Origin of the sequence: Streptomyces sp. NPDC000404 (genome assembly GCF_040300365.1) — a bacterium.
GTDB classification, from domain to species: domain Bacteria; phylum Actinomycetota; class Actinomycetes; order Streptomycetales; family Streptomycetaceae; genus Streptomyces; species Streptomyces ramulosus.
In genome coordinates this window covers 387,693-414,499 of sequence record NZ_JBEPDN010000004.1, presented here as the reverse complement: position 1 = coordinate 414,499, position 26,807 = coordinate 387,693, and the positions used below count along the sequence as shown (strand labels likewise).

Sequence of the window (26,807 nt, the reverse complement as noted above, 5' to 3'; positions counted from 1 at the left end):
CCCTGCCCGGACGGGAGTTCACCCACCATCCCCCGTTCAGCAGCCCGCCATCCTCCAGGACGTGGTCGCAGAGTCTCGCCCGAAGCCGTACGCTCCGCGGCCCCTCAGCTGGACCGCAGGGCGTCGCCGACACCCCCTAGAGTCAGGAACCATGCAGAACACCGCCGAGACCGGCCCCGCAGACCCCGTCGATGTGACGCCCCTCCTCGACGATCCGTACGCCGCGTACGCCGCGCTGCGCGCGAGCGGCCCCGTCCACCGCATCGCCGGCCCCGACGGACAACCCGCCTGGCTCGTCACCCGCTACGACGATGTCCGCGCCGCGCTCGCCGACCCGCGGCTCTCCCTCGACAAACGTCATGCCACGCCCGGCAGTTACCGCGGCTTCGCGCTGCCCCCGGCCCTCGACGCCAACCTCCTCAACATGGATCCGCCGGACCACACCCGGGTGCGCCGCCTGGTCGTCCGCGCCTTCACCCCGGGCCGCGTCGAGGCGCTGCGCGCATCCGTACGCCGGGTCGCGGACGAGCTGCTCGACACGGTCGAGGCGGCCGGGCGCGCCGACCTCATCGCCGACTACGCCGGTCATCTGCCGATCGTCGTGATCTGCGACCTGCTCGGCATCCCCCGCGCCGACCGGCGGGACTTCCGAGCCTGGACCGACCGGCTGATCACCCCCGATCCGTCCCGCCCGGAGCTGATGAAGCAGACCGTCGGCGAGCTGCTCGCCTACTTCACCGGCCTCATCGCCACCAAGCGCGCCCACCCCGGCGACGATCTGCTCTCCGAACTCATCGCGGTCCGCGACACCCCGGACGGCTCCGCACCGGAGGGTGCCGCCCCGGACGGCTCCGCGCCCGGCGGCGACCGGCTCTCCGAGGACGAACTGACCTCGCTGGCCTTCCTCATCCTCTTCGCCGGATACGAGAACACCGTCCACCTCATCGGCAACGCCGTCCTCGCCCTGCTCGACCACCCCGAACAGCTCCAGGCGTTGCGCCGTAATCCGGCCGAACTGCCGAACGCGGTGGAGGAGTTCATGCGCTTCGATCCGCCGGCCCCGCTCGCCATCCGGCGCTTCCCCCGCGAGGACCTGGAGATCGGCGGCGTCCGCGTCCCGGCGGGCGACTGCGTCCTGCTCTCCGTCGCCTCCGCCAACCGCGACGAGGCCCGTTTCCCCGCCGCGGACCGCCTGGACCTCGCCCGCGGCCTCTCCGGCCACCTCGCGCTCGGCCACGGCATCCACTACTGCCTGGGGGCGCCGCTCGCCCGGATGGAGACGGCGGTCGCGCTGGGCGCGCTCCTCGAACGGTTCCCCGGGCTGCGGCTGGACGTCCCGCGGGAGTCGCTCACCCACCGCAGGACGGTGCGCGCACGTGGCCTGATCTCGCTGCCCGTGACGTGGTGAGCCACCGACGAACACGCTTTCCGAGGCATAAGTGTTCTGCGATGCGGTAGAAAGGTGTTGAGACCCGCCCGGTGTGCATCCCCCGTCGCACCGGGCGGGTCGCTGTGCGTGGGGGCGCGCCCAGGTGGGCCGCGGGTGTCGTCCATCCGGCCCAGCCGCCCTGCGAGGCGCCCGGCATCTCCATAGCGTGATCGTTATGTCACTCGATGCGTTCCTGTCCCGGAAGGCCGGTGCACTGGCGGTGCTCGTCGTCACCGGCGTCTCGTCGGCCTGTATACCGGCCCCGGCCCTCGCGGCCGACGCGCACCGCCGGCCCGCTCCGGCCGTCGCCGGGGTGGAGGTGGCCGACGCACCCGGAGTGCCCGCCCTCCCGGAGAACCTCTCCGCCCTGTCGTGGGCCGTCACCGACGCCGACTCCGGCAGCGTCCTCGCCGCCAAGGACCTGCACCGCAAACTGCCCCCGGCCAGCACCCTCAAGACCCTCTTCGCGGTCACCGCGCTGCCGAAGTTCGCGGCGGACACGGTCCACCGGGTCGAGCCCGCCGAACTCGACGGTGTCGGCTCGGGCAGCAGCCTCGTCGGCGTCGAGGCGGGCAGCAGCTACTCGGTGGCCGACCTGTGGCGCGGGGTGTTCCTGCGGTCGGGCAACGACGCGGTGCACGTCCTCGCGTCGATGAACGGCGGCTGGGAGGCGACCGCCCGGGAGATGCAGGAGAAGGCCCGGGCGCTCGGTGCCAAGGACACGACCGTGAAGTCCCCGGACGGCTACGACACCCCGGGCCAGGTCTCGTCCGCGTACGACCTGACCGTCTTCGCCCGGGCGGGGCTCGCCAACGCCGACTTCGCGCGCTACTGCGCCACCGCCCGGGCCGACTTCCCGACCTCCGGTGGCGTCACCCGCATCGAGAACACCAACCGGCTGCTGTCCGGCACGAACGGGATGACCCGCTACCCGGGGATCATCGGGGTGAAGAACGGCTACACCACCAACGCCGGGAACACCCTGATCGCGGCTGCCCGGCGGAACGGTCACACCCTGCTGGTGACGGTCATGAACCCGCGGTCCGGCGCGGCCAACGGCGTCTACAAGGAGGCCGCCGCGCTGCTGGACTGGGGCTTCGAGAGCGTGGGCACCGCGGAGCCGATCGGCTCGATGACCCGCGCGGTGGCGCCGGGCCCCGAGTCGGACCCCGCCGCGCACACCACCCGCACCGACGAGGAGGGCGACTCGCCGTGGCGGGACGCGCTCGCCCTGTGGGGCGGCGGCGTCGGCGCCGCGGTCCTGGCCATGGGCGCGGCGCTGGCCCGGCGTCAGCATCTCCGCCGCCGGGCGGAGAGTACGCGCGGACGGAAGACGCCGTAGCGGGGACGGCCTCGGCGGGGCCTGCGGGGCCTGCGGGGCCGGTGGGCGCTCGGCCGGACGGGCTCCGCGGCGCGGGCCCGCCGGCGGCGCCCTGTCGCCCGCTGCCGCCCACCTGCTGTCGCGGCGCCCCGTCGTCCCTCTCCCCGAGCCGGTGGCTCAGGCCCGGAGCCGGGGTGCCGCAGCGGCCGCCGGGACCGGGTCGGCCGGGGCGGCGCGCAGCCGTGCGGTCAGGCGGGCGGCCCAGGTGGCCAGGGCGACGATGTCGATGCCGTGCGGGGCGGTGTCCGCGTACGGGGTGAGGGCCGCCGTGCCGCGGTCGAGCAGGGCGACGGCGCCGGTGGCGTTGGCGCGGGCCGCATGGGTGAGGCCGACGGCGAGCTGCGCCAGGCCGCGCCAGAGGCCGCGCTCCGGCTCCGCGGCGGTCTTCCAGGCGTCCTCCAGCACCTCGTGGGCGTGGAACGGCATCCCGGCGTCGAGCAGCCGCTGCGCCTCGGTCAGCGTCGCCTCCGGCGTCCGGACCACGCCCTCGGGCTGGCGGGCCACGCCGGGCGTGCCGTACGGCAGCGGCCGCCCGAGCCCGTCGCGGGGCCGCGCGTTGCGGGCCCGGCCGTCGGCGTCCCGGTCGCGGCGGCGGGCGGACGGCCGGGCCGGGGCGGCCTCGGGGCCGGTGGCTCGGAGGGTGCGGCCCTGTCCGGTGCCGGCGGCTTCCGGCCCGGCCGCGGCTCCCGGCGAGCCGGACCGGGCGGACCCCGCCGCCTCCGCCGCCTCCGCGCAGAAGCGGCAGCCGTCGCGTCCGCCGCCCGGCCGGTCGTCGATCCGCCCGCAGACCTCGCAGACCCGGTCCAGCCAGCAGGCCGGGTCGCCGCCTTCGCCGCCGGTGGCCGGGCGTGGCGCGTCGGCGCTGGTCCGTGCGGTGTCCCTCTGCTCGTCGCTCACCCTTCGATTGTGCGCCGGGGACGGGTCCGGTACGCGTCCGGGTCAGGGCACCAGGGCAGGGGAGGAGGCGTCGGGGACGCGCAGGGCGGGGGAGCCGTGGCCGTCGGCGGGGACGGCCCAGATGTCGCTGGAGCCGGTCTCCTTGCCGGGCAGCGCGTAGGCGAGCGTGGCATCGTCCAGCCAGGCGGCCTGGTCGTCGACGCTGCGGGTCTCGGCGAGCGGGTGCTCCTTGAAGGTGCGCAGATCGAGGACGTACAGCCGCCACGGGTCGCGGGCGCCGCCGCGGACGCGCTTCTTGAACGCCAGCCGGGTGTTGTCGGGGGAGAGCGAGGGGCACTCGACGTTCTCGCGGAGCGTGCGCGCCTGCCATCTGCGCAGGTCACCCTTTACGAGATAGGTCTTTCCCGCCGTGGAGACCGTGGCGTAGAAGGTGTTGTCGTCGCGGGCGAAGGTGACGCCCCAGTAGTTGACGTCGGGGGCGTGGTAGCGGCGGCCGTCGAGGGTGAGGGGGATGTTCTCCATGTTCTTGATCAGATAGCCGGTGCGGGTGTCGAGGATCGAGGTGCGGGTGGAGAAGGACGTGGTGGCGTAGGAGTCGCCGGTGGCGAACATCGTCCAGGACAGCATCCGGCCGGACGCCGAGACCCGCGCCCGGTTGGGGATGCCGGTCAGCCCGATGCGGCGCTTCTCGCGCAGGTGCTCGTCGAGGACGACGGCGTACGAGCGCGGCGGGATGCCGGGGCGGCGTTGGAGGCACAGCCCGGTGCGGGCCGCCGCGTGGAAGCGGTCGCAGCGCGGGCCGCCGGTGGTGCGTTTCCCCGGCGCGTGGGCGGCGGGCGAGACGTCGGTGCGGCCGGCGGCGGGCAGCCGGGCGACGCGGCCGTCACCGGCGCCGGTGGAGCGGAAGTACAGTCGGCCGTGGTCGAGGCCGAACGCCGAGACGGGATCGGCCGGTTCGGCCCGGCGGGCCGCGCCCACGGTGTACGCGATGGCGACACCGGCCAGCAGCGCGCCCGTGACGGCCAGCGCGAGGACGCGCGTCCGCAGCGGCAGCGCGGCGAACCGGGCGGCGGCCCCGGCGGGCCCGGGCCGGACGCCCGGGGAGGCGGCGTCCGGCGCGGTGGCGCTTTCGGGGCTCTCCCCGTCGAAGGCGGCGGTCTCGGTGGCCCGGGGCGGGCGCTTGGGTGGGTTCATGCGGGAGAGAGGTGCCTTTCCGTGCGGGGGAGCAGGAGGGCCGCGGCGAGCAGGGCCACGGCCAGGGCGGCGACCGCGGCGATCAGCGCCGGCCGGGTGCCCCACAGCGTCCAGGCGGCGCCGAACCCGGCGGCCGCCAGCAGTCGGCACAGCGCCTGACCGGTCTGGAGCAGCGCCATGCCGCTCGCCCGGCGCTCGGCCGCCAGGACCGGTCCGGCGAGCGCCATCAGGACGCCGTCGGTCGCCGCGTAGAAGACGCCGAGCAGCAGCAGGACGGCGGCGAGCAGCGGCAGCCCGGCGCCGGAGGTCAGCAGCAGGAGGTAGCCGCCGAGGAGGGCGGCGTGGCCGATCAGGAACGGCACCCGGCGGCCGATGCGGTCGCCGAGCCGTCCGGCGGGCACCGCCAGCAGCAGATAGACCGCCGCGGCGCCCAGCGGCAGCAGCGGGAACCAGCTGACCGCGAACTCCAGCCGCCGCTGGAGCAGCAGATAGAGGAACGAGTCGCCGATGGTCGCGGCGCCCAGCAGCGCGGCGGCGGCGAAGATCCGCCGGAACGCCGCGTCCCGCAGCGGGGCCAGCAGCGCGGCGCGCCGCCGGGGCGCGGCCGGCTGCGGCAGGGGCGCCGTCGCGCGGTCCGGGACGAGGACGACGAGCATCAGCACGCCCAGCAGCCCCACGCAGAAGCTCACGACGAAGACCGCGTCGTAGGCGTCGGCGGTGGCCCACAGCAGCGCGAACGCGGCGAGCGGGCCCAGCAGGGCGCCGGTGGTGTCCATCGCGCGGTGCACGCCGAAGGCGCGGCCGAGCGCGTTCGGCGGGGCGCTGAGCGAGATCAGCGCGTCGCGGGGGGCGGTGCGGACGCCCTTGCCGAGGCGGTCGGCGGCGAGCGAGGCGCCGATGCCGAGGGTGGCGCCGCCGGAGAGCAGCAGCCCGAGGCGGGAGAGCGCGGAGAGGGCGTAGCCCCAGCCGGCGACGAGTTTGTGGCGCCCGCCGCGGTCGGCGGCGTGCCCGCCGAGCAGCCGCACGAGGGCGGTGGCGCCGTTGTAGAGGCCGTCGAGGAAGCCGAACTGGAGGGGGGAGAGGCCGAGTTGGATGACGAAGTAGAGCGGCAGCACGGCGGTGACCATCTCCGAGGAGATGTCGGTGACGAGGCTGACCGCGCCGAGGGCCAGAACCGGCCCGCCGACGCGGCCCCGCGTCACCTTGGTCGCCGTGGCGGCTGCGTCCGTGGTCGCGAGATACATGGTGCCCGGTGCCCGCCTTCGCCGGTCAGTGGCAGGTGTACGACGGGCTGCTGTCCTTGGTCTTGCCGTCGGTGCCGACCAGGTCCCAGGAGAAGCCGGTGTCGGTGAAGTCGATCTTCACCACCCCGAAGGTGTCGGTCAGCCGCTTCTCGCTGTTGGGCTGCACCTCCTCGATCTTGTACGGGTTGGCGCCGCCCATGCCGCCGAGGAGTTCGACGATGCCGTTCTTGTCGTCCCGCTTGCCGTCCGGCGTCTGCGGGGCGAACCGCTCGTAGTGGTGGTCGTGGCCGTTGAGCACCAGCTCCGCCTTGGCGTCGTAGAGCGCCTTCCAGACGGGGCGGCTGACGGGTTCGTTGCCGTGCTCGCCGGAGGAGAAGAGCGGGTGGTGGAAGTAGGTGGCGACGCACTTCTTGGAGGTGGCCTTGAGGTCGTCCTTGAACCACTTGAGCTGGGCGGAGTTGAGGTTGTTGGTGTCGAGGGCGATGAAGTGCCAGTTGCCTTCGTCGTAGCTGTAGTACGGCTTGCCCTTGGGGTAGGCGATGTCGCCGAAGTACGCCTTGTAGCCCTTGAACTCGCCGTCCGGGTCGTAGGTCTCGTGGTTGCCCGGGATGGGGTGGGTCTTGTTCTTGAAGACGCCCCAGGTCTTGTCGTAGTAGCGGGTGAAGTCCTTGAGGCGGGCGTCGTCGTACTGGTTGTCGCCCATCGTCATGATGAACTTCGGGTTGATCTTCTTCACCAGCGCGGCGGTCTTGGGGTGTTCGCAGTCGCTGTCGTCCGCGGTGCACTGCTCGGCGATGTCGCCGGCGGCGACGACGGTGAAGGCGCCCGCCGCGCGGTCGGTGGTGGCGTCGGCGCGTCCGGCGGGGGACCACATCAGCACGCCGCCGGCGAGCGCGAGGGCGGCGGCGCCGGCGGCGGGGATGCCGATGCGGGGGTTCTTGTGGAGGGGCTTCTTGGCGCGGGGGGTGGGCGTCATGTGCGTCTCCTGGTTCGGCACGGGGAGCCGTTCCCGAGGAATCCTGACGCCGGGTCATGTACGGGTCAAGGTGTCGGCCCGTCATTGTTAGGAAACTTTCCTACCGTCATGGCGTGAGGGACGCGCAGGCGTCAAATTCCCTCCACCGAGCCGAAGTTGGAGGCTTTCGACGCCGCCTCCCCCGACTCCTCCCGCGCCCGGGAGGCCCTGCTATGGCTTCTTCCTGACGTCGAAAGTGCTCCAGCTGGCGTCGCGGACGCCGTAGGGGCATTCGGCCTTGGCGTACTCGTACCGCCAGGCGCTGTAGACGGTGGTTCCGTCGTAGCACCTGATCCGCGCCTGGACGTAGAGCCCGCTCCCCGCGCACTTGGCGTGGTAGCGGTAGGCGTGTCCCGGACCGGCGTTGTCGGACCAGCCGATGCACTGCCAGGACGCGGCTGCGGCAGGGGCGGCCATGGCCGGCGGTGGCGGTGCCGCGGTGGCGGGCAGGGCCGGGAGGCCCAGTGCGCCGACGGTGGCGAGCGTGAGGATCAGCTGTGACATGGCATTCCCCCTGGGAAGGTGTGACCGGCGGCGATGCGGACGCCGGGCCCGGCGCTGACTGGTTCCTGCTGCCCGCGGCGCTACTTCCAGCGGTAGCCCCACCCCGTCCAGCCGGCGCTGCGGACGCCGTAGGGGCATTCGGCCTTGGCGTACCCGTACCGCCAGGCGCTCTTCACCGAGGTGCCGTCCGCGCAGACCACCTTCGCCTGTACGTAGACCGAGTAGCCGTCGCAGTTGACGTGGTACCGGAAGGCGCCTCCCGGACCGGCGTTGTCGTGCCAGCGTGAGCAGTCGGGAGCGGGTCTGGCGGAGGTCGCCGCCGTCCTCGGGGGCGGGGTCGCGGTGGCGGTGCCCGGTAGCGCCGAGAGGGCCAGTACGCCGAGGGCGGCGCACGCCAGAGTCGGATGTGGCATGAAGTTCCCCCTGGTGAAGCGGAGTTGAGCAGGCTGCGCGGGTGTGCGGCGCGCCCTTGCCCGGTTCCTCCAGGCTGCCACCGAACCGGCGCCTCCGCCCCCGCACGACGCCCCCTCGTTCCGGCGCACAGGCGCTTCGGGGGCGCGTGCGCCGGAGGCCGGAACGCGGACGCCGGGGCCCTCGGAGGATGTCCTCCGAGGGCCCCGGCGGCGGAGCGTCAGATCTCGCGGATGCCGCGTCCCGCCCAGGCGGGTGCGGGCACCACCAGGCCGCTGAGCCGGTGGTGCGTCGCCTCGGGCAGCGGCGCGGAGCGGCCCGTGCCCTGGTCGACGTGGAGCGCGAACAGCTCCTCCGTCGCCACCGGGGCGTCGCCCGGTTCGCCCACGAACATCTCGTGCGCGAACCGCACCTTCTTCGCGTCGGCGCCCAGCACCGAGGTGCGCACGGTCAGCTCACTGCCGCGCGCCACCTCGTCGAGGTAGCGCACATGCGCCTCGACGGTGTAGAGCGAGCAGCCCGACCGCTTCCGGTAGGCGTCGTCCAGCCCGGTCCGCTCCATCAGCGCGTCCGTGGCGAAGCCGAAGACCAGGACGTAGTACGCCTCGCTGAGGTGGCCGTTGTAGTCGATCCACTCGTCCCGGACGGTCTGCCGGAAGAGGGGGAGCGGGTCCGTCATCGGGCGGTGCCTCCCAGGCGGCCGGTGGCGCGCAGCACGTCGATGACGCCCTGGTCGCGCTCGGCGACGAGATCCGCGTACGTCCGCTCGCCGGCGGCCTCCTCGCAGCCGTCGACCATCGCGTCGCGCAGCTTCCGGTCCAGCTCGGGGGCCTCCAGGCGGGTCCACGGCGACTTCAGCGACGGGCCGAAGTGGTCGAGCATGTGGCCCATGCCGCCCTCGCCGCCGGCCAGCGCGAAGGTCAGGCAGGGACCCATGAACGCCCAGCGCAGGCCCGGGCCCTCGGTGATCGAGTCGTCGATGTCCTTCACCGTCGCCTCGCCGTTGGCGACCATGTGCAGCGCCTCGCGCCACAGCGCCTCCTGGAGGCGGTTGGCGATGAAGCCGGGCAGCTCGCGGTCCATCGTGATGACGGACTTGCCGGCCACGTCGTAGAAGCGCGACGACCAGGCGACGGCGTCCGCGGCGGTGCTCTCGCCGCCGACGACCTCGACCAGCGGGATCAGGTACGGCGGGTTGAACGGGTGGCCGACGACGAGGCGGCCCGGGTCGGTGGCCTCGGTCTGCATGTCGGTCATCGGGTAGCCGGAGGTCGACGAGGCGATGACCACGCCGGGCGGGGTGGCGGCGTCCAGCTCGGCGAGGAGGGAGCGCTTCAGCTCCAGCTTCTCGGGCGCGCTCTCCTGGACGAACTGTGCGTCGGCGACGGCCTCGGCGAGCGTCGCGGTGACCGTCAGCCGGTCCTGCGAGGCGCCCTCGGCGAGGCCCAGCTGCTCCAGCGCGGGCCAGGCGGCGGCGACCAGGCGCCGCAGCTTCTCCTCGGCGTCGGGCGCCGGGTCCCAGGCGGTCACGTCGTAGCCGCGGGCGAGGAAGTGGGCGACCCAGCCGCCGCCGATGACACCCGCGCCGATGCAGGCGACGCGGCGGACGTCCTCGGGGGCGCAGGGGGCGGGAGGGGTGTTCGTCATGGGGACTCCAGGTGTGCCGGGAGGGGAGGGAGGGGGACGGTCAGCCGCGCGGCTTGAGGCCGAGGCGGGCGCGGGCCTGGTCGGGCGTGGCGACGGTGGCGCCCAGCAACTCGGTGATCTGCACGGCGCGTTCGACGAGCTGGCCGTTGGTGGCCTTCACGCCCTTGCTGAGGTAGAGGTTGTCCTCCAGGCCGACCCGGACGTTGCCGCCGAGCAGGATCGACTGCGCCACCCACGGCATCTGCATCCGGCCCAGCGCGAAGCTGGCCCACTGCGCGCCCTCGGGCAGCATGTTCACCATCGACTGGAGCACACCGGGGTCGGCGGGCGCGCCCCACGGGACGCCCATGCACAGCTGGAAGACGGTCGGGTCGTCGAGCAGCCCCTCGGCCAGCAGCTGCTTGGCGAACCACAGCTGACCGGTGTCGAAGATCTCCAGCTCCGGCCGCACGCCCAGCTCCTGGATGCGCTTCGCGCCCTTGCGCAGCATCTCGGGGGTGGAGATGTACAGGTCGTCGCCGAAGTTGAGCGAACCGCAGTCCAGGGTGCAGATGTCGGGGAGCAGGTCCTCGACGTGCGGCAGCCGCTCCAGGCCGCCGACCAGGTCGGTGCCGGGCAGCGCGCCCTTCTCCAGCGGCTGGTCGGCGTCGAGCACGAGGTCGCCGCCCATGCCGGCGGTGAGGTTGATGACGACGTCGGTGCCGGTGTCCTTGATCCGCGCGACGGTCTCCGCGTACAGCTTCGGGTCACGCGAGGGCGCGCCGGTCTCGGGGTCGCGGACGTGGATGTGGACGACGGCGGCGCCCGCCGCGGCCGCCTCGACGGCGGAGGCGGCGATCTGCTCCGGCGTCACCGGGACGTGCGGGGAGCGGCCGACGGTGTCGCCCGCGCCGGTCAGCGCACAGGTGATGATGACCTCGTTGTTCACGGGATTCCCTTCGGAGGGGGACAGGGGAGGGCCGGCGCCGGACGGCGGCGGCCGGGAGAGGGCTTACGGACTCAGTCCGCGGTGACCTCGCTCGCCACGAAGGCGAGCAGGGCGTCGTGCATGGTGTCGGGGCCGGTGCTGTCCGGCGCGGTGGCCAGCACCTGGGTGGCCAGACCGTCGATCAGCGCGGTCAGCCGCAGCGCGGTGAACTCCGGGTCCAGGTCGCGGAAGACGCCCTGGGCGATGCCGCGGCGCAGCACGTCGGCGACGGTGGTGCGCCACTGCCGGTAGTAGTGCTCGTGGAGGCGGCCGATCGCGGTGGAGCGGGCGGCCTGCGCCCACAGGTCCAGCCAGACCAGCCACTGGCGGCGCTGCTGGTCGGTGCGGGGCGTCTGGAGGGCGATCAGGTGCAGCAGCTCGGCGCGGGCGTCGGCCGCCGCGGCGAGGCCCGCGGCGCGCCGCGCGGTGTCCTCGTCCATGCACCAGCGCACCGCGGCCTCCAGCAGTTCGTCGCGGCCGGGGAAGTGGTAGTGCACGGCCGCGGTGCTGGTGCCGCAGGCCGCCGCGATGTCGGCGACCCGTACGCCGTGGAAGCCGTGCTCGGCGATGAGCCGGACGGTCTCGCGGACGATCTGGAGCGGCCGGCCGCCCTCGGGCACCGCCACCGGAGCGGCCGCGGGCGGCGGCGCGGGGCGCTGCGCCGGGCCGAGGAGGCGACCGGCGTCGACGCCGGTGATGCCGGCGATGCGGACGATCTCGGCGACGGTGAAGCGGCGGCTGCCGCTCAGCGACCGGGAGAGCTTCGAGGGGTCCATCACGATCCGGCGGGCGACCTCGCGGCGGCTGCATCCCAGCCCGTCGATCGCCTGCCGGACGCGTTCCGTGAGCGCCCCGGCGTCATCCGGCACCCGGGCTGCGGGGTCGTCCGTCATGGTCCGGGACCGTAGCAGTCACGTTGAGACCATCGCAACGATGAGCGTCGAAATCCTCATCTAAACCTGCTCTGAGCAGGGAATTATCTGTGTTGCGCGCACTGACTGATGCGAAAGTCAGTCGTGCTGCGAGTGAGACGAGGGAGGCGATCGAAAGGCCCTGATACCGGGGTGTATGGGACAGTGGCCGCATGGCTGACCGGGGAGCGAAGCGGCCCACCGTGTCGGTGCCGGACGACTGGCCCGCCCACCCGGATCTCACCCTTGCCCTCAACCGCATGGGCGGATTCGACTGGGACCTCGACCGGGGGCTGCTGCACATGGACCCGCCCGCGCTGCGGCTCTTCGACATGCCCCCGCAGGCGTACGACAACCGGCCCGCCACCCTCGCCGACCGCATCCCGCCCGGCGAGGCCGCCCGCCTCGACGCCCTCGTCTCCCGCGCCCTCAAGGACGGCAGCGACTCCTACGGCGCCTACTACCGCGTCCGCCACCGCGACGGCTCGCTCCACTGGACCCACAGCCAGGCCAGCATCCGCCGCGACGACACCGGCCGGCCCCGCCGCGTCATCGGCGTGGTCCGCGACGCCGAGGAGGAGTACCGCCACGCCACCGAGCGGATCGCCGTCGACGAGGAACGCCGCCGCCACACCGACGTCGTCCAGCGCACCACCGCCGCCCTCGCCCACGCCCGCACCGTCCAGGACGTCATCGCCGTCCTCGCCGGCGACCAGGGGCTGAGTCGGCTGCGCGCCGAGAACGTCATCCTCGGGCTGGTCGAATCCGGCCGCATCCGGCTGATCTCCGAGGGCAAGGCGGGCAGCTTCGTCCCGGAGCTGGGGCTCACCCGGATCGGCGACGAGTTCCCCATGAGCGAGGTGGTGCGCACCCTCACCCCGCGCTTCGTCGGCAGCCGCGCCGAGTTCATCGCCTGCTACCCGCGCATCTGGCCCGCGATCGAACCCCTCGACGTGGGCTCCGCCGCCTACCTCCCGCTGATCGCCCAGGGCCGCCCGATCGGCGTCATCGGCATCTTCTTCAAACGGGAGTCGGACTTCGGCGAGCAGGAACGCGCCCTGCTGGTCGCCCTCGGCACCAGCATCGCCCAGAGCCTGGCCCGCGCCATGCTCCACGACCAGGAGCACGACCTCGCCGCCGGACTCCAGCAGGCGATGCTGCCGCGCCGCATCCCCGGCGTCCCCGGCGCCCAGATCGCCGTCCGCTACCGCTCGGCCCGCCTCGGCCGCGACATCGGCGGCGACTGGTACGACGTCATCCCGCTGCCGCACGGCCGGGTCGCCGCCGTCGTCGGCGACGTCCAGGGCCACGACACCCAGGCCGCCGCCCTCATGGGCCAGCTCCGTATCGTGCTGCGCGCCTACGCCGCCGAGGGCCACGCCCCCGCCACCGTCATGGCCCGCGCCTCCGCCTTCCTCAAGGAACTGGACACCGACCGCTTCGCCACCTGCGTCTACGTCGACGCGGACCTGAGCACCGGCTCCGCCCGCTTCGTCCGCGCCGGGCACATCGACCCGCTGCTGCGGCACGCCGAAGGACTCTGCCGGCCGCTGCCCGTCGCCGGGGGCCTGCCCCTCGGCATCTCCGCGGAGTTCACCCGTCTGGATTACCCGGTCACCACGGTGCAGCTCGCTCCGGGTGACACGCTGCTGCTCTGCACCGACGGCCTCGTCGAGACGCCGGGCATCGATCTCGACGACGGCATCCGCGAGTTGGCCACCGAGGTGCGCCGCGGCCCGCAGGACGTCCAGCGCCTCGCCGACCGCCTCTGCGACCTGTACGACCGCGACCCCGGCGAGGACGACATGGCCTTCCTGCTGCTGCGCCGCCTCGGCGACCCGCACCAGGACATCGCGGGCCGCGTCCGGCGGGAGATCGCCCCGGCCGACCCGGAGGGTCTGAGCGCCGCCCGCCACATGATCCGCTCCGCCGTCCGCGCCTGGGGCGCCGGCGACCGCGCCGAGGAGATCGAACTCGTCGCCGACGAGCTGATCACCAACGCCCTGCTGCACACCGACGGCTCCGCCGCCGTCACCGTCGAGATGCCGCACAGCGCCGAACGCCGGCTCCGGCTGGAGGTCGAGGACGAGTCCAGCAACCTTCCCCGGCGCCGCGAACCGGGCGAGGCCGGGGTCTCCGGACGAGGTCTGCTCCTCGTGGACCGGCTGGCCGATGTCTGGGGAGTGGAACCGCGGGGCGGCGGCAAGTGCGTATGGTGCGAGTTCAACTGCCCTTGAGCCAGGGCCCGACGGCCGCCACGGCCGGGGCGCGTCCCCCGCCCCGCGGGAGGACGCTTCCTGGGGCACACCGGACGCCGAGAGATCGGCACGCGCGAGGTAAGGACGCACCATGGAATCGCGGTCGGCACAACAGTCGGCACAGGCCCGGCAACTGGCGGCGCGGCTGGACGCCGAAGGGGTCCGCAACACCGCTTTGACCTGGGTCGACAACGCGGGCATCACCCGCGTCAAGGCCGTCCCGGCGCACCGCCTGGAGCAGGCCGCCCGCCGCGGCGTCGGCATGTCCCCCGTCTTCGACGTCTTCACCTCCGACGACGCCATCACCGAATCCACCCACATCGGCGGCCCCGACGGCGATCTGCGGCTCTTCCCCGACCTGGAGCGCGTCACCCCGCTCGCCGCCCAGCCCGGCTGGGCCTGGGCCCCCGCCGACCGCTACGACCAGCTGGGCGCCCCGCATCCCGCCTGCCAGCGGCAGTTCGCCCGCCGGATGACCGAACGGGCCGCGGAGCACGGCCTGGGGCTGCGGATGGGCTTCGAGACCGAATGGGTCGTCACCCGCGCGCCCGAGCCCGGCACCCCGGCCGCCACCGACCCGGACGCACCGCTTGACTTCCCGTGCGCCGGGCCCGCCTACGGCATGACCCGCGTCGTCGAACTCTCCGACTACCTCCGCGACGTCACCGAGGCGCTCACCGTCCAGGGCCTCGACGTGCTCCAGCTCCACCCGGAGTACGCGGCGGGCCAGTTCGAGGTCTCCACCGCCGCCGCCGACCCGGTGCGCGCCGCTGACGACGTCGTCCTCGTCCGCGAGACCGTCCGCGCCGTCTCCGCCCGCCACGGGCTGCGCGCCTCCTTCGCCCCCACCGTCGTCGCCGGGCTGGTCGGCAACGGCTGCCACCTCCACCTCAGCCTCCACCGCGACGGCCGCTCCCTGCACCGCGACCCCACCGCCGCCCACGGGCTGGCGCCCGACGCGGCGGCCTTCCTCGGCGGCGTCCTGGAGGCGCTGCCCGCCCTCCTCGCCCTCGGCTGCCCCTCGCCCGCCAGCTATCTGCGGCTCCAGCCCTCGCACTGGGCGGGCGTCTTCCAGTGCTGGGGCGTGGAGAACCGCGAGGCCGCGCTGCGGCTGATCACCGGCGCGCCCGACGACCCGGACGGCGGCCACGCCGAGCTGAAGCCCTTCGACGCCGCGGCCAACCCCTACCTCGTCGTCGGCGCGGTCCTCGCCACCGGACTCCACGGCCTGACCACCGGCAGCGTGCTGCCCGAGCCGGTCAGCGGCGACCCGGGCGTCCTCGGCGTCCGCGAGCGCGGCCGCCGCGGCATCGTCCGCCTCCCCACCACCCTCACCGACTCGGCCGACCGGCTGGAGAAGTCCGCGCCGCTGCGGGAGGCGATGGGCGAGGTGCTGCACGGCGCGGTGCTCGCGGTGCGGCGTGCGGAGGCCGCGCGGTTCGCGGGCGAGGGCGACGAGGAGATCGCCGCCGAGACCCGGTGGCGCTGGTGACGGCCGCCCGGCCGGACGGCCTGCCGCCGCTCGTCGACCACCACTGCCACGGCGTGATCCGCCACCACCCGGCGGCGGACGAGTTCGAGGGATTCCTCACCGAGTCCGACCGGCCGGCCGCCCCGGGCACCAGCTACCTCGACACCCAGGCGGGCTTCGCCGTCCGCCGCTGGTGCCCGCCGGTCCTCGGCCTGCCGCCGCACTGCCCGCCCGCCGACTACCTCGCCCGCCGCGCCGAAATCGGCCCCGACGAGGCCCGCCGCCTGCTGCTCACCGCGGCGGGCATCGGCACCTACCTCGTCGACACCGGACTGCCCGGACCGCTCACCGGCCCCGCCGAGACCGCCGAGTCCGGTGGCGGCACCGGCCACGAGGTCGTCCGCCTGGAGACCCTCGCCGAACGCGCCGCCCAACACGCGGCGAGCGCCGAGGAGTTCACCGACGCGCTGGCCCGTTCCGTGCGCGAGGCCGCGGCGCACGCCGTCGCCTTCAAGACCGTCGCCGCCTACCGCCACGGCCTCGCCCTGTCGGCCCACCCGCCGGGCCGGGACGTGGTGCACGCGGCGGCCCGCGCCTGGCTCGCCGCCGGACCGGACCGGCTCACCGACCCGCTCCTGCTGCGCCATCTGATCGAACTCGCCGTCGCCACCGGGCTGCCGCTCCAGCTCCACACCGGCTTCGGCGACCCCGACCTGCGGCTGCACCACGCCGATCCGTCCCTGCTCACCGACTTCGTCCGCGCCACCGCCGACACCGGCACCCCGCTCGTCCTGCTGCACTGCTACCCGTACCACCGCCAGGCCGCCTACCTGGCGGCCGCGTACCCGCACGTCTACGCCGACGTCGGCCTCACCCTCGGCCACACCGGCGCCCACGCCGCCGCCGTGCTCGCCGAATTCCTGGAGCTGGCGCCGTTCGGCAAGCTCCTCTTCTCCACCGACGCCTACGGCCTGCCCGAGCTGTACACCGTCGGCAGCGCCGTCTTCCGCACCGCGCTGCGCACCGTCCTCGACGACTGGACGCACCACGGCGCCTGGTCCTACGAGGACGCCGCCCGCGTCGCGGCGCTGATCGCGGCGGGCAACGCACGGCGGCTCTACGGGCTGGGGGACGGCCCCTGAGGCACGGCCGCGCCGCGGCGGCGGACCTCCGTCGTCCGCCGCCCGGCGGTCACCACCCGATCGCGTCGGCGAGCAGATCCACCTGTTCTGGGCCACCGCCGTGCGGGAAGAGGATCAGCTCGTCGCAGCCCGCCTCGGCATACGCGGCCACCTCCCGGGCCACCGCTTCCGGCGTGCTCCGCCCGGCCTCGATGCTCTTACGGGTGTACGTGCCCGAGGTGTAGTAGCGCGTCAGGCCGGTGTGCAGCCGCTGCTGCGCGCCTGGGCCCAGCGCGAAGTGGACCGTGCCCACCAGCCGCGGCGCGCCCGCCCGGCCCGCCTCCTGCCACGCCCGCCGCACGCCCGGCAGGTGCGCGCGGAAGTTCTCGACGCCCTGGGCGCCGGCGACCCAGCCGCGGCCGTGGGTGACCATCCGCCGCAGCGCCGCCCCGGTGAAGCCGCCCAGCAGCAGCGGGGGACCGCCGGGCGTGGCCGGGCGCGGCCCGATGCCGTCCGGGTTCCGCCACTGCTCGGTGGCCCGGTCGAGCAGGGCGTCGAAGAGCTTGCCGCGGCGCCGGAAGGGCAGCCCGCCCGCGCGGTAGTCGTCCTCCCGGGCGCCGGGTGCCAGGCCCAGCACGAGGCGGCCGCAGGAGAGCCGGTCGAGCGTGGCGGCGGACTTGGCGAACAGCGCGTGATTGGCGCGCAGCGGGGCCAGCAGGATGCTGGTGGTCAGCCGGATGCGGGTGGTGGCCCCGGCGGCGACGGCCAGTGCGGTCAGCGGCTCGTACTGGTCGTAGACCAGACGGTCGGTGACGCCGAGCGTGGTGAAGCCGCGCGACTCGGCGTGCCGGGCCCAGCCGGCGATCGACACCTCCGGGTCCGGGCGCAGTACCGGCAGTCCGATGCCGATGTCCATGGGGCGTGCTCCTCCCGGGCCGGGCGGGACGGCCCGGCCCCGTCAGGGGCCGGCCGGGCAACCGCCCGGCGGCGCCCGGGCGGCCCCTGCACGCTACCCGGCAGGGGCGCGCCCGCGGCGGTCACACCCGCCGCGCGTCGCCCCCCTGCCGGGCCCGTCACCCCACCGGCGTCAGGCGTCCAGCGCCAGCGCGTTCTTGGCGCGCTCCATGGACTCCTCCGGGGGCGGACCGTCCGAAATCTCCTTGACCAGCGCCTGGTTGAGCGTGACGAACGGGCGCATCCGCCGCTCGTACCCGGCGAACGCCGCGCGGTGGTCGCCGCCGGACCGGCCCACCTCGTCGGCGAGGACGTACGCCCCGGCCAGCGCCAGGCTGCTGCCCTGTCCGGACAGCGGGGACGGGCAGTGCGCCGCATCGCCGATCAGCACCACCCGCCCCGCCGACCAGGAGTCCATCCGGATCTGCGCCATCACGTCGAAGAAGAAGTCCGGCGCCTCGCGCATCGCCGCCAGCAACTGCGGCGCCGGGCCGCCCAGATCCCCCAACCGCTCGGCCAGGAGCGCCTGCTGGGCGGCGGCGTCGTGCCGGTCGAGGGCGAGCGGCCCGGAGCGGAAGCCGAGGAAGGCACGCAGCTCTGCGTTGCCGCGCGCCGGGTAGACGCACAGCGTCGCGTCGCCCTCCTGCTGCCAGATCTGCCAGTCCGCCAGATCGAGGAAGTTGGGGGCGCGGAAGACCGCGACGTACGCGCCCTGATGGTGGACGTAGCGCTCCTCCGGGCCGAAGGCCAGCCGCCGGACCGCCGAGTGCAGCCCGTCCGCGCCCACCACCAGGTCGAACGTCCGCCGCCGCCCGCTGAGGAATTCGACCCGCACCCCGTCCGCGTCCTCCTCCAGGGCGGTCGCGGAGTCGTCGAAGAGGTACTCGACGCCGTCCCGGGCGTGCCGGTGCAGCAGTTCCGTGAGGTCGTCGCGGAAGATCTCGATGTCCGGGCCGTCCAGCCGCCCGCCGCTCCAGGTCTCCTCGGTCGAACGCCACTGCTCGGCGCCCGCGCCGTTCAGCAGCGACATCCCGCGCATCGTGGTCCGCAGGGCCCGCGCCTCGGCCAACTGCCCGCCGCGCTCCAGCACGTCGAGCGCGACCCCGCGGACGTCCAGCGCCTGGCCGCCCGGGCGCAGCGCCGGGGCGCGCTCGACGACGGTCACCGCGCAGCCGGCCCGGCGCAGCCAGTGGGCCGCGGCGAGCCCGGCCACACTCGCTCCGGAGATCAGTACGGACGTCATGGAATTCCCCCTCCATCGGGTGCACGCGGCGGGTCCGCGGCGTACCCAGAACAGGAATGTACGGCTTGCGCGATGCCTTCGCCTCCCCTTTGAGCTGCATGTTCGTTCTCCCAACTCGCCCTTGTGTACTAGTACATGAGGAGGAGTGCGGTCGTTCTCGCAGGTGGTCCCTGTACTGGTACAGAGGGGCGGCGGGCGGGCGGAAATTCCGGAAGAATTTGCGGCGGCGCGTCCGCACCGGGCGGGGCGCCGCCCCCGGAAGGAGCCGGACGTGGCCGAGCGCCCCGACCCGCCGTACCTGCGGATCGCCGCCGCGCTGCGCCGCCGCATCGAGAACGGCGAACTGGCCCCCGGCGACCGGGTACCGGCCACCCGCCGCCTCGCCCGGGAGAGCGGCGTCGCCCTCGCCACCGCGACCAAGGCGCTCGCCGTCCTCCGCCAGGAGGGGTTGATCCACGCCACCGGGCGCACCGGCACCGTCGTCGCGCCCCGGCCCGCGCGGCCCGGGCCCCGCCGCACCGCGGCCGCGCCGCTCCCGGGCGCCGTGCCCGCCGCGGACCCGGGCCGCGACCGCCTGGTCCGCGCCGCCATCGCGCTCGCCGACGCCGAAGGGCTCGCCGCCCTCTCCATGCGCGCCGTCGCCGGCCGCCTCGGCGTCTCCGCGATGGCGGCCTACCGCCATGTGCAGGGCAAGGACGAACTCGTCGCGCTGATGACCGACACCGTCCTCGGCGAGCTGGATCACCCGCGCACCCCGGCGCCGTGGCGGACCCGGCTGGAGGAGGGCGCCCGCGCGCTGTGGCGGGTGCACCGGGCACACCCCTGGCTCGCCCAGACCGGTCCGCTCACCCGCCCCCAACTGCTGCCGCGGCTGCTCGCCTACTCCGAGTGGATGCTCGCCGCCCTCGACGGCCGCGGACTGGACGCCGCGACCGTCCTCGACCTCAACGTCCTGCTCTACAGCCACATCCAGGGGCTGGCGGTGCACGCCGAACGCGAGGCGCACGCCGCCGGGCAGACCGGGCTGACGGACGAGGAGTGGCTGGACACCCAGGCGCCCGCGATGTCCGCGCTGCTGGGCTCCGGCGCGTACCCGACGCTCGCCCGGCTCCTGGGCGAGGTGGGTGCGGACGGCTACGACCTGCGGCTCGACGCGCTCTTCGAGCGGGGTCTGCGGGCGCTGCTCGACGACATCGCCCGGCTCGTCGAGGAGGGCGCGCCGCCCGCCTGACGCCGCCGGGCGAGGGCCGCGAAAACGACCCGCCGCCCGGCAGGGCAGGCATGCTTTACTTCCGCGTGCCCGATGCAACGAAATCCCCCACGGACCCCGTACCGCTGCGCTCACGAATATTCGCCGACCTCACCCCGCTGCGCACCTCACCGGACTACCGGCGGCTGTGGTGCGGCAACACCATCTCCTGGATGGGCCAGCAGATGACCGCCCTCGCGGTCTCCCTCCAGGTCTACGACCTCACCCACTCCACCTTCGCGGTCGGCCTGGTCGGCCTCTGCTCCCTCGTCCCGCTCGTCGTCTTCGGTCTCTACGGCGGCGCCATCGCCGACACCGTCGACCGCCGCAAACTCGGCCTCTACAGCGCGTCCGGCGCCACCGTCCTGTCCGTCGTGCTGGCCGCCGCGGCGCTCACCGACCAGCATCATGTCGCGCTGCTCTACGGCGTCGTCGCACTTCAGGCCGTGTGCTTCGCGATGAACTCCCCGGCGCGGTCGTCGATGATCCCGCGGCTGCTGCCCGTCGAGCAGCTGCCCGCCGCCAACGCGCTCAACTCCCTGACCAGCAATCTCGGCCTGATGGGCGGCCCGATGCTGGGCGGTGTCATCGTCGGGCTCTGGGGCTATCAGGCCGCGTACCTGATCGATGTCGTCGCCTTCGGCGCCTCCCTGTACGCGATGTGGCGGCTGCCCTCGATGCGGCCCGAGGAGGACGACGGCGAGGGCACACCGCGCCGCCGCGCCTCCGTCCTGGACGGGCTGCGGTTCCTCGCCACCCGCCCCAACCTGCGGATGACGTTCTTCTCCGACCTCGCCGCGATGGTGCTGGCCCAGCCGCGCGCGCTCTTCCCGGCCGTCGCGGTGCTGTGGTTCGCCGGCGATGCGAAGACGGTGGGGCTGCTGGTCGCCGCGCCCGCCGTTGGCGCCGTCCTCGGCGGGCTGTTCTCCGGCTGGCTCGGCGGCATCCGCCGCCACGGCCTGGCGATCTTGCTGGCCGTCGCCGCCTGGGGCGCGGCCGTCGCCTGCTTCGGCCTGGCCCGCAACCTCTGGCTCGGCCTGTTCTTCCTGGCCGTCGCGGGCTGCGCGGACACCATCTCGATGGTCTTCCGCTCCACCATGCTGCAGGCCGCGACGCCGGACCGGATGCGCGGCCGCCTCCAGGGCGTCTTCATCGTGGTCGTCGCGGGCGGCCCGCGCCTGGGCGACTTCCTCGCCGGTTCGGCCGCCGATCTGACCTCCCCGGCGGTCGCCGTCATCGGCGGCGGCCTCGCCTGCGTCCTGACCGTCACCGCCCTCGGCCTGGGCCGCCGCGCCTTCGCCCGCTACGACGCCCGCGACCCGCAGCCGTAGCCGTAGCAGGCGGACGCGGCGGCCGGGCGGGCCCGCCCGGCCGCCGGGGCCCGTTCCCGGCCGGGCGTGCGCGGGGGCCGGGAACGGGCCAGACTCGGATACGGGGGGATCCGCGCACGCAGCAGTCCACCTCCGAAAGGCACGCCGTGCAGCCGCAACCGATCCCGCACCGTCCCCGGGCGCGCGGCGGCCGGGTGGCGGCCGGCGATCCGGCCCGCGGGCGGTACGGCCCCGCCGCGACCGGTCCGGTCACCCCGCCCGACCCCGGGGGCCCGGACCCGCTCCCGCCCGATCCGGGCGGCCCGCAGCCGGACCCGGACGGCCCCGCCCCGGAGCCCGGCGGGCCGCCGCCCGCTCCGGTGCCCGGGCCGCCGCCGGGGCCCGTGCCGGGCCCGCCCGGTCCCGAGCCGTCGCCGTCCCCGATCCCGCGCCCGCCGGGGCCCGATCCCGTACCGGACCCCTCACCGGCCCCGTCGCCGCTGAGCTGAGCCGGCCGCGCGCCGCCGCCACCGCCGAGCCGGTCGTCCCGTCCCACCGAGGAGGTGCTGTTCATGGCCATCGCCACGGTCAACCCGGCCACCGGCGAAACGCTCAAGACCTTCCAGCCGCTCAACCCGGGCGAACTCGAAGACCGTCTGGTCCTCGCCGAGCAGGCGTACGACACGCACCGGCGCACCTCGTTCGCCACCCGCGCCGGCTGGCTGCACAAGGCCGCCGATCTGCTGGACGCCGAGCACGACACCGTCGCCCGCACCATGACCACCGAGATGGGCAAGACGCTGGTGGCGGCGCGCGCCGAGGTCGCCAAATGCGCCAAGACCATGCGCTGGTACGCCGACCACGCCGCCGCCCTCCTCGCTGACGAGCACCCCGACCCGGCCGACGTCCGCGACTCCGGCGCCGCCCGCGCCGTGGTCCGCTACCGCCCGCTGGGCGTCGTCCTCGCCGTGATGCCGTGGAACTTCCCGCTCTGGCAGGTCGTTCGGTTCGCCGCGCCGACGCTGATGGCCGGCAACACCGGACTGCTCAAACACGCCTCCAACGTCCCGCAGACCGCGCTCTACCTGGAAGAACTCTTCCGCCGGGCCGGGTTCCCGGCTGGCTGCTTCCAGACCCTGCTGATCGGCTCGGGCGCGGTCGAGGGCGTCCTGCGCGACCCGCGGATCGCGGCCGCCACCCTCACCGGCAGCGAACCGGCCGGCCGCGCGGTCGCCTCCGTCGCGGGCGACGAGATCAAGAAGACAGTGCTGGAACTCGGCGGCAGCGACCCGTTCGTCGTGCTGCCCTCCGCCGACCTCGACGCCGCGGTCCGCGTGGCCGTCACGGCCCGGGTGCAGAACAACGGGCAGTCCTGCATCGCCGCCAAGCGCTTCATCCTGCACACCGACATCCACGACGCGTTCGCCGAGCGGTTCACCGCCGCGATGGCCGCGCTGACCGTCGGCGACCCGATGGACGAGGCCACCGACGTCGGCCCGCTCGCCAGCGAAGCGGGCCGCTCCGATCTGGAGGAGCTGGTGGACGACGCGGTCCACCGCGGCGCCACCGCGCTCTGCGGCGCCCGCCGCCCGCCGCAGCATCCGGCGGGCTGGTTCTACGAGCCGACGGTGCTCACCGGCATCACCCCCGAGATGCGCATCCACCACGAGGAGGCGTTCGGCCCGGTCGCCTCCGTCTACCGGGTCGCCGACCTCGACGAGGCGGTGGCGCTCGCCAACGACACGCCCTTCGGCCTCAGCTCCAACGCCTGGACCCGCGACGAGGCCGAACAGGACCGCCTCGCCCGCGATCTGCGCGCCGGCGGCGTGTACTTCAACGGCATGACCGCCTCCCACCCCGGCCTGCCCTTCGGCGGCGCCAAGCGCTCCGGCTACGGCCGGGAGCTGTCCGGCCACGGCATCCGGGAGTTCTGCAACGTCACGACGCTCTGGTACGGCCCGTAGGGTCCGGTGCGGCCGGCCCGCCCGGCGGGAGGATCCGGTCGAGGTGGTAGCCGAGGACGCGCAGGACGTCCTCGCGCGGGCGGCGGCCGTGCAGCAGGTCGCCGCCGAGACCGGTCACGCCGGACACCAGCAGATCGGCCTCGTGGCGCGGGTCGACCCCCGGCGCGCAGCGGCCTTGGGCGCGGGCGTGTTCCAGCAGCCCGGCGACCAGATCCTCCAGTGGGTGCTCGGGGGCGAGGAAGACCGCGGCCAGCGCGGGGTCGGTCAGGCTGCGGGAGTAGTACGCGGCGAGCACCCGCAGCGCCGTGCGCCGCTCCGCGTCCAGCGGCAGGAACTCCTCCAGGACGGCCCGCAGCAGCCCGCGCGGATCGTCCGCGTCGTGCCGGACCCGGGCGCGCGCCCGCCGCTCGTTGTCGTCGTGCAGCAACCGGAGCGCGTCGACGAGGAGTTGGTGCTTGCCGGTGAAGTGGTACTGCACGGTCCGCAGGGACACCCCGGCCTCGGCGGCGACCTCGCGCATGCTCGCCGCGTGCAGCCCCCGCCCGGCGGCGATCCGCCACACCGCCTCGGCGATCTGCCGCCGCCGGGGCGAGGCCGCGGCCGGCTCCGGCGCGGGCTCCGGGACGGGCGGCTGCCTGCGCCGCCGGTAGGCCCGCGCCTGACAGCTCCGCGAGCAGTAGACCGCCGGCCGCCCCCGCCCGCCGGCCGGCAGCGCGCCCCCGCACTCCCGGCAACCGCCCGCCGCACCCCGGCGAGGCGCGGACTCCACATTTTCGTCACGCACGAACGCCACCCTAGCGCGCGAAAATGTGTGACGTAACGCCGTTCCAGCCCGATTTTCACGGAAGCCTGAGTGGTACGTTCGTAACGTCCGCCGAGCGCGTTTTCTGCGCTCGGACACGCCGGTGCGGCAGCGCTTCGCGGGGAGTCCGGCCGGTGCGCATCCACAAGGGGGAGACCGACGGTGAAGTTCGACGTGTTCCAGATCATCGGCATGGTGGCCGTGGCGGTGTGCGGGCAGGGCGCGATCCGGCTGCTCGTCGACCACGGCGACACCGGAGTCCTCGGCGGGCTGCACGCCGGGTTCGGCGTGACGCTGGGCGGCTACGCCGCCGGGGTCGCGGCCGGAGCCGTCCTGGCGGGCTGGTCCCACGGCCGCGCCAAGGCCCTCGGCCGCCGCGGCTGACAGACGGCCGGCAGGCGGCGGGCCGGGGAGCGGCCGCCGGGCCGCGGGGGCGGGGCCGTTCCCGGCGCCGTCCGCGGCCCCGCCTCACCCCTCGCCCGCCGGGCCCGCCCCGTCCGGGGACGCCTCCCCGTCCGGCACCACGAACTCGCACCACAGGGCCTTGCCGGAGCCGCGGGGCTCGGCGCCCCAGGAGTCCGCCAGCGCCTCCACCAGCATCAGGCCCCGCCCGGACGTGGCCGTCTCGCCGGGGCTGCGCCGCCGGGGCCACTGGCTGGAGCGGTCCTCGACCTCCAGCCGGATCCGCCGCGGCTGCCCCGCCAGCAGCTCCATCGTCACCAGCGCCCCGCTCTCCGTGTGCGTCAGCGCATTGGCGATCAGCTCGCTCGCCGCCACCTCGATGTCGTGCATCACCGGCCCGGCCCGCCACTGGTCCACGGTGCGCCGCAGCGCCGAGCGGACATCGGCGGCGCCCGACGGATCGGCCTGGTGGACGTGGAGCCGCAGCCGCGGCAGCGCGCTGCCGCCCGGATCCGGCACCCGCCGCAGCAGCAACAGCGCCAGATCGTCCTCCGACCCGGGCGCCGACCACAGCAGCTCCGCGAGCTGGTCGGCGAGCGGCCCCAACTCCTCGGGACCGGCCCGGACCGCCGCCGTCAGCGCGTCGATGCCGACCGAGATGTCCTGCCCCGGCTGCTCCACCAGCCCGTCGCTGCACAGCAGCAGCGTCGATGCGGGCTCCAGGAACAGCTGGGTCTCGGGGAAGTGGTCGTGCCCGAACGCGGTCGCCACCCCGAGCGGCAGCCCGCCGCGGATCTCCGGCCAGTCCACGTGCCCCGAGCCGTCCCGGACCAGCGGCCCCAGATGCCCGGCCCGCGCCACGTGCAGCGCCCCCGAGTCCAGATCCGCCTGGACGTAGGTGCAGGTCGCGAAGCGGTCGGTCTCCAGCTCCGCCAGGAACCGCGAGGCCCGCACCAGCACCGTCTCCGGCGGGTGCCCCTCGCTCGCGTACGCCCGCAGCGCGATCCGCAGCTGTCCCATCACCGCCGCCGCATGGGTGTCGTGCCCCTCGACGTCGCCGACCACCAGCCCGGTGCGGCCCTGCGGCAGCGCGATCACGTCGTACCAGTCGCCGCCGATGTCGCGGCCCACGCTCGCCGGGTGGTACCGCACCGTCACCTCGCCGCCGGGGATCTCCGGCACCCGGCGCGGCAGCATCGTCGCCTGCAGCCCCGTCGCGAACTCCCGCTCCTGGTCGAAGAGGGTCGCCCGCTGCAACGACTGCGCCACCACACCGGCCAGCGCCAGCGCCAGGTTCCGCGCCTCGGCGGACTGCCCGGACGGCTCGTTGCCGAACAGCCCCAGCGCCCCGATGACGGTGTCCTGCGCCACCAGCGGCAGGAACGACGCGCTGCCCGGCGGCAGCATCTCCCCGTACGGGCGCAGCCGCGGGAACCGCGCGATCATCTCGCCGCGGGTCCGCAGAAAGCTGGGCCGCCGCGACGCCACGGTGTCCGACAGCGGCAGCGTGTCGTCCAGCCGGGAGCGCAGCATGTCCTCCGGCACGTCGCCGTCCAGCCCCGTCGCCGCGATCACCTCGAACCGGCCGCCCGACACCAGCCCGAGGACCAGCGCGTCCGCCCCGAACCGCCGCGCCCCGCCCGGACCGGTCAGCACCCGCGTCACATCGGCCACCGACATCGCCCGCGCCAGCGCCGCCGTGGTCTGCTGCACCATCACCGTCTGCCGCTGCCGCTCCTGTTGCAGCGACCGCAGCAGCGCCGAGTCCGCCAGCTCGTTCGACGCCTCGCGGACCACCCCGATCACCCGGTACGGCACCCCGTCCGCGTCGTGCAGGATCCGGCCCTGGGAGTGCGCCCAGTGCATCGTCCCGTCGCGGTGGCGCACCCGGAAGTACGCGCCGTACGAGGCGGCGCCGTCCTGGAGCGCCAGCGACAGCGACCGGTCCAGCCGCGCGCCCTCCTCCGGCGGCACCCGCGCGCTCAGCGACAGCGGTTCGCCGTCCCACTCCTCGGCCCGCAGGTCGTAGAGGCGCAGCGCGCCCTCGTCGAGGTCCATGCGGCCGCGGCTGAGGTCCCAGTCGAACGTGCCCATGAGGTTGAGGTCGAGGCGCCGGCGCAGACCGAGCGGCTCGTGGTGCGAGACGCCCGGCACCTCCTCGGGCACCGCGCGCACCCCGGGGACGGCCAGCGGGTCGTAGCGGCGCCCGGGATCCCCGCCGCTCCCGGCGGTCACCGAAGCGCCCGTCGCCCGGCTGCCACGGGCGTACGGAAACGGGGGAGGGACGGCGCCGCGGCCCGGTCCGGGCGGTGCGGCGCCGCGCGGGAGTACGGGCCCCGGGCCCGCGGCCGCGCGCCGTTGACCAGGGCCGATATCCACCGGGACGCGGCCATGCGCTCACCCTAGGCCGGGGCGCGGCCGCCCGCATGTCCC

The 26,807-nt window shown here is 74.8% G+C and carries 23 protein-coding genes; 9 read left to right on the top strand and 14 right to left on the bottom strand.

The window, feature by feature from the left end; translation table 11 throughout:
• Positions 1-151 precede the first annotated feature (151 nt).
• Positions 152-1,408 (top strand): cytochrome P450 family protein, encoded by a 1,257-nt coding sequence (locus ABT345_RS09895; RefSeq protein ID WP_345087996.1) that lies wholly within the window; start codon positions 152-154, stop codon positions 1,406-1,408.
• 196 nt (positions 1,409-1,604) lie between these two features.
• Entirely contained in the window at positions 1,605-2,771 is a 1,167-nt protein-coding gene (locus ABT345_RS09890) for a D-alanyl-D-alanine carboxypeptidase family protein (RefSeq protein ID WP_345087994.1), read from the top strand.
• 156 nt (positions 2,772-2,927) lie between these two features.
• Here the strand turns inward: ABT345_RS09890 and ABT345_RS09885 are convergent, their stop codons facing one another.
• From ABT345_RS09885 to ABT345_RS09840, 10 genes are all read right to left on the bottom strand, one after another.
• Positions 2,928-3,707 (bottom strand): DUF309 domain-containing protein, encoded by a 780-nt coding sequence (locus ABT345_RS09885; protein WP_345087992.1) that lies wholly within the window; start codon positions 3,705-3,707, stop codon positions 2,928-2,930.
• 42 nt (positions 3,708-3,749) lie between these two features.
• On the bottom strand, positions 3,750-4,901 hold the full coding sequence (locus ABT345_RS09880; protein WP_345087990.1) for a TolB-like translocation protein: 1,152 nt from the start codon (positions 4,899-4,901) through the stop codon (positions 3,750-3,752).
• Positions 4,898-6,145 (bottom strand): MFS transporter, encoded by a 1,248-nt coding sequence (locus tag ABT345_RS09875; RefSeq protein ID WP_345087988.1) that lies wholly within the window; start codon positions 6,143-6,145, stop codon positions 4,898-4,900. The genes ABT345_RS09880 and ABT345_RS09875 overlap by 4 nt, the downstream gene beginning before the upstream one ends.
• A gap of 25 nt (positions 6,146-6,170) precedes the next feature.
• Positions 6,171-7,121: a metallophosphoesterase family protein gene (locus ABT345_RS09870; RefSeq protein WP_345087986.1), complete on the bottom strand. Its 951-nt coding sequence runs from the start codon at positions 7,119-7,121 to the stop codon at positions 6,171-6,173.
• Positions 7,122-7,331: 210 nt separating this feature from the next.
• Complete coding sequence (locus ABT345_RS09865; protein ID WP_345087984.1) at positions 7,332-7,664, bottom strand: hypothetical protein; 333 nt, start codon at positions 7,662-7,664, stop codon at positions 7,332-7,334.
• Between the two features lie 80 nt (positions 7,665-7,744).
• Entirely contained in the window at positions 7,745-8,077 is a 333-nt protein-coding gene (locus ABT345_RS09860; protein ID WP_345087982.1) for a hypothetical protein, read from the bottom strand.
• 218 nt (positions 8,078-8,295) lie between these two features.
• Positions 8,296-8,754, bottom strand: coding sequence for a thioesterase family protein (locus ABT345_RS09855; protein WP_345087980.1), 459 nt, complete (start codon positions 8,752-8,754; stop codon positions 8,296-8,298).
• Entirely contained in the window at positions 8,751-9,722 is a 972-nt protein-coding gene (locus tag ABT345_RS09850; protein ID WP_345087978.1) for a 3-hydroxyacyl-CoA dehydrogenase NAD-binding domain-containing protein, read from the bottom strand. Before ABT345_RS09850 ends, ABT345_RS09855 begins: the two co-directional genes overlap by 4 nt.
• A gap of 40 nt (positions 9,723-9,762) precedes the next feature.
• The gene (locus ABT345_RS09845) at positions 9,763-10,650 is read right to left on the bottom strand and encodes a beta-keto acid cleavage family enzyme (protein ID WP_345087976.1); all 888 of its coding nucleotides are present in this window, start codon (positions 10,648-10,650) and stop codon (positions 9,763-9,765) included.
• 71 nt (positions 10,651-10,721) lie between these two features.
• Entirely contained in the window at positions 10,722-11,582 is an 861-nt protein-coding gene (locus ABT345_RS09840) for a TetR/AcrR family transcriptional regulator (protein WP_345087974.1), read from the bottom strand.
• 191 nt (positions 11,583-11,773) lie between these two features.
• Between ABT345_RS09840 and ABT345_RS09835 the strand changes: the two genes are divergently transcribed.
• The 3 genes from ABT345_RS09835 (at position 11,774) to ABT345_RS09825 (ending at position 16,471) form a co-directional block, all read left to right on the top strand.
• Positions 11,774-13,837 (top strand): SpoIIE family protein phosphatase, encoded by a 2,064-nt coding sequence (locus ABT345_RS09835; RefSeq protein WP_345087972.1) that lies wholly within the window; start codon positions 11,774-11,776, stop codon positions 13,835-13,837.
• 112 nt (positions 13,838-13,949) lie between these two features.
• On the top strand, positions 13,950-15,350 hold the full coding sequence (locus ABT345_RS09830) for a type I glutamate--ammonia ligase (protein ID WP_345087970.1): 1,401 nt from the start codon (positions 13,950-13,952) through the stop codon (positions 15,348-15,350).
• The gene (locus ABT345_RS09825) at positions 15,347-16,471 is read left to right on the top strand and encodes an amidohydrolase family protein (protein WP_386459001.1); all 1,125 of its coding nucleotides are present in this window, start codon (positions 15,347-15,349) and stop codon (positions 16,469-16,471) included. The genes ABT345_RS09830 and ABT345_RS09825 overlap by 4 nt, the downstream gene beginning before the upstream one ends.
• A 49-nt stretch (positions 16,472-16,520) precedes the next feature.
• On the opposite strand, the gene ABT345_RS09820 is transcribed toward ABT345_RS09825, so the two are convergent.
• Together ABT345_RS09820 and ABT345_RS09815 are read right to left on the bottom strand one after the other, a co-directional pair.
• Positions 16,521-17,366 (bottom strand): LLM class flavin-dependent oxidoreductase, encoded by an 846-nt coding sequence (locus ABT345_RS09820; protein WP_345087966.1) that lies wholly within the window; start codon positions 17,364-17,366, stop codon positions 16,521-16,523.
• A gap of 171 nt (positions 17,367-17,537) precedes the next feature.
• The gene (locus tag ABT345_RS09815; RefSeq protein ID WP_345087964.1) at positions 17,538-18,647 is read right to left on the bottom strand and encodes an FAD-dependent monooxygenase; all 1,110 of its coding nucleotides are present in this window, start codon (positions 18,645-18,647) and stop codon (positions 17,538-17,540) included.
• Between the two features lie 271 nt (positions 18,648-18,918).
• Between ABT345_RS09815 and ABT345_RS09810 the strand changes: the two genes are divergently transcribed.
• The 3 genes from ABT345_RS09810 (at position 18,919) to ABT345_RS09800 (ending at position 23,170) form a co-directional block, all read left to right on the top strand.
• The gene (locus tag ABT345_RS09810) at positions 18,919-19,878 is read left to right on the top strand and encodes a GntR family transcriptional regulator (RefSeq protein ID WP_345087962.1); all 960 of its coding nucleotides are present in this window, start codon (positions 18,919-18,921) and stop codon (positions 19,876-19,878) included.
• Between the two features lie 50 nt (positions 19,879-19,928).
• Positions 19,929-21,227 carry an MFS transporter gene (locus tag ABT345_RS09805; RefSeq protein ID WP_386458943.1) on the top strand — a complete coding sequence of 433 codons (1,299 nt, stop codon included), beginning with the start codon at positions 19,929-19,931 and terminating at the stop codon, positions 21,225-21,227.
• Between the two features lie 551 nt (positions 21,228-21,778).
• Positions 21,779-23,170: an NADP-dependent succinic semialdehyde dehydrogenase gene (locus tag ABT345_RS09800; RefSeq protein ID WP_345087958.1), complete on the top strand. Its 1,392-nt coding sequence runs from the start codon at positions 21,779-21,781 to the stop codon at positions 23,168-23,170.
• On the opposite strand, the gene ABT345_RS09795 is transcribed toward ABT345_RS09800, so the two are convergent.
• Entirely contained in the window at positions 23,145-23,954 is an 810-nt protein-coding gene (locus tag ABT345_RS09795) for a TetR/AcrR family transcriptional regulator (RefSeq protein ID WP_345087956.1), read from the bottom strand. The genes ABT345_RS09800 and ABT345_RS09795 overlap by 26 nt on opposite strands.
• Before the next feature lie 180 nt (positions 23,955-24,134).
• Here ABT345_RS09795 and ABT345_RS09790 point away from each other — a divergent pair, with 180 nt between their 5' ends.
• Positions 24,135-24,356, top strand: a complete 222-nt coding sequence (locus ABT345_RS09790; RefSeq protein WP_345087954.1) for a hypothetical protein — start codon at positions 24,135-24,137, stop codon at positions 24,354-24,356.
• A gap of 84 nt (positions 24,357-24,440) precedes the next feature.
• Here ABT345_RS09790 and ABT345_RS09785 read toward each other — a convergent pair whose 3' ends face one another.
• Positions 24,441-26,609 (bottom strand): SpoIIE family protein phosphatase, encoded by a 2,169-nt coding sequence (locus tag ABT345_RS09785; RefSeq protein ID WP_386458938.1) that lies wholly within the window; start codon positions 26,607-26,609, stop codon positions 24,441-24,443.
• Between the last annotated feature and the right edge of the window lie 198 nt (positions 26,610-26,807).

Coding starts and splice junctions, on each gene's coding strand:
- ABT345_RS09895 (WP_345087996.1), top strand. CDS start 152: ATGCAGAACACCGCCGAGACCGGCCCCGCAGACCCCGTCGATGTGACG.
- ABT345_RS09890 (WP_345087994.1), top strand. CDS start 1,605: ATGTCACTCGATGCGTTCCTGTCCCGGAAGGCCGGTGCACTGGCGGTG.
- ABT345_RS09880 (WP_345087990.1), bottom strand. CDS start 4,901: ATGAACCCACCCAAGCGCCCGCCCCGGGCCACCGAGACCGCCGCCTTC.
- ABT345_RS09875 (WP_345087988.1), bottom strand. CDS start 6,145: ATGTATCTCGCGACCACGGACGCAGCCGCCACGGCGACCAAGGTGACG.
- ABT345_RS09870 (WP_345087986.1), bottom strand. CDS start 7,121: ATGACGCCCACCCCCCGCGCCAAGAAGCCCCTCCACAAGAACCCCCGC.
- ABT345_RS09865 (WP_345087984.1), bottom strand. CDS start 7,664: ATGTCACAGCTGATCCTCACGCTCGCCACCGTCGGCGCACTGGGCCTC.
- ABT345_RS09860 (WP_345087982.1), bottom strand. CDS start 8,077: ATGCCACATCCGACTCTGGCGTGCGCCGCCCTCGGCGTACTGGCCCTC.
- ABT345_RS09855 (WP_345087980.1), bottom strand. CDS start 8,754: ATGACGGACCCGCTCCCCCTCTTCCGGCAGACCGTCCGGGACGAGTGG.
- ABT345_RS09850 (WP_345087978.1), bottom strand. CDS start 9,722: ATGACGAACACCCCTCCCGCCCCCTGCGCCCCCGAGGACGTCCGCCGC.
- ABT345_RS09840 (WP_345087974.1), bottom strand. CDS start 11,582: ATGACGGACGACCCCGCAGCCCGGGTGCCGGATGACGCCGGGGCGCTC.
- ABT345_RS09835 (WP_345087972.1), top strand. CDS start 11,774: ATGGCTGACCGGGGAGCGAAGCGGCCCACCGTGTCGGTGCCGGACGAC.
- ABT345_RS09830 (WP_345087970.1), top strand. CDS start 13,950: ATGGAATCGCGGTCGGCACAACAGTCGGCACAGGCCCGGCAACTGGCG.
- ABT345_RS09820 (WP_345087966.1), bottom strand. CDS start 17,366: ATGGACATCGGCATCGGACTGCCGGTACTGCGCCCGGACCCGGAGGTG.
- ABT345_RS09815 (WP_345087964.1), bottom strand. CDS start 18,647: ATGACGTCCGTACTGATCTCCGGAGCGAGTGTGGCCGGGCTCGCCGCG.
- ABT345_RS09805 (WP_386458943.1), top strand. CDS start 19,929: ATGCTTTACTTCCGCGTGCCCGATGCAACGAAATCCCCCACGGACCCC.
- ABT345_RS09800 (WP_345087958.1), top strand. CDS start 21,779: ATGGCCATCGCCACGGTCAACCCGGCCACCGGCGAAACGCTCAAGACC.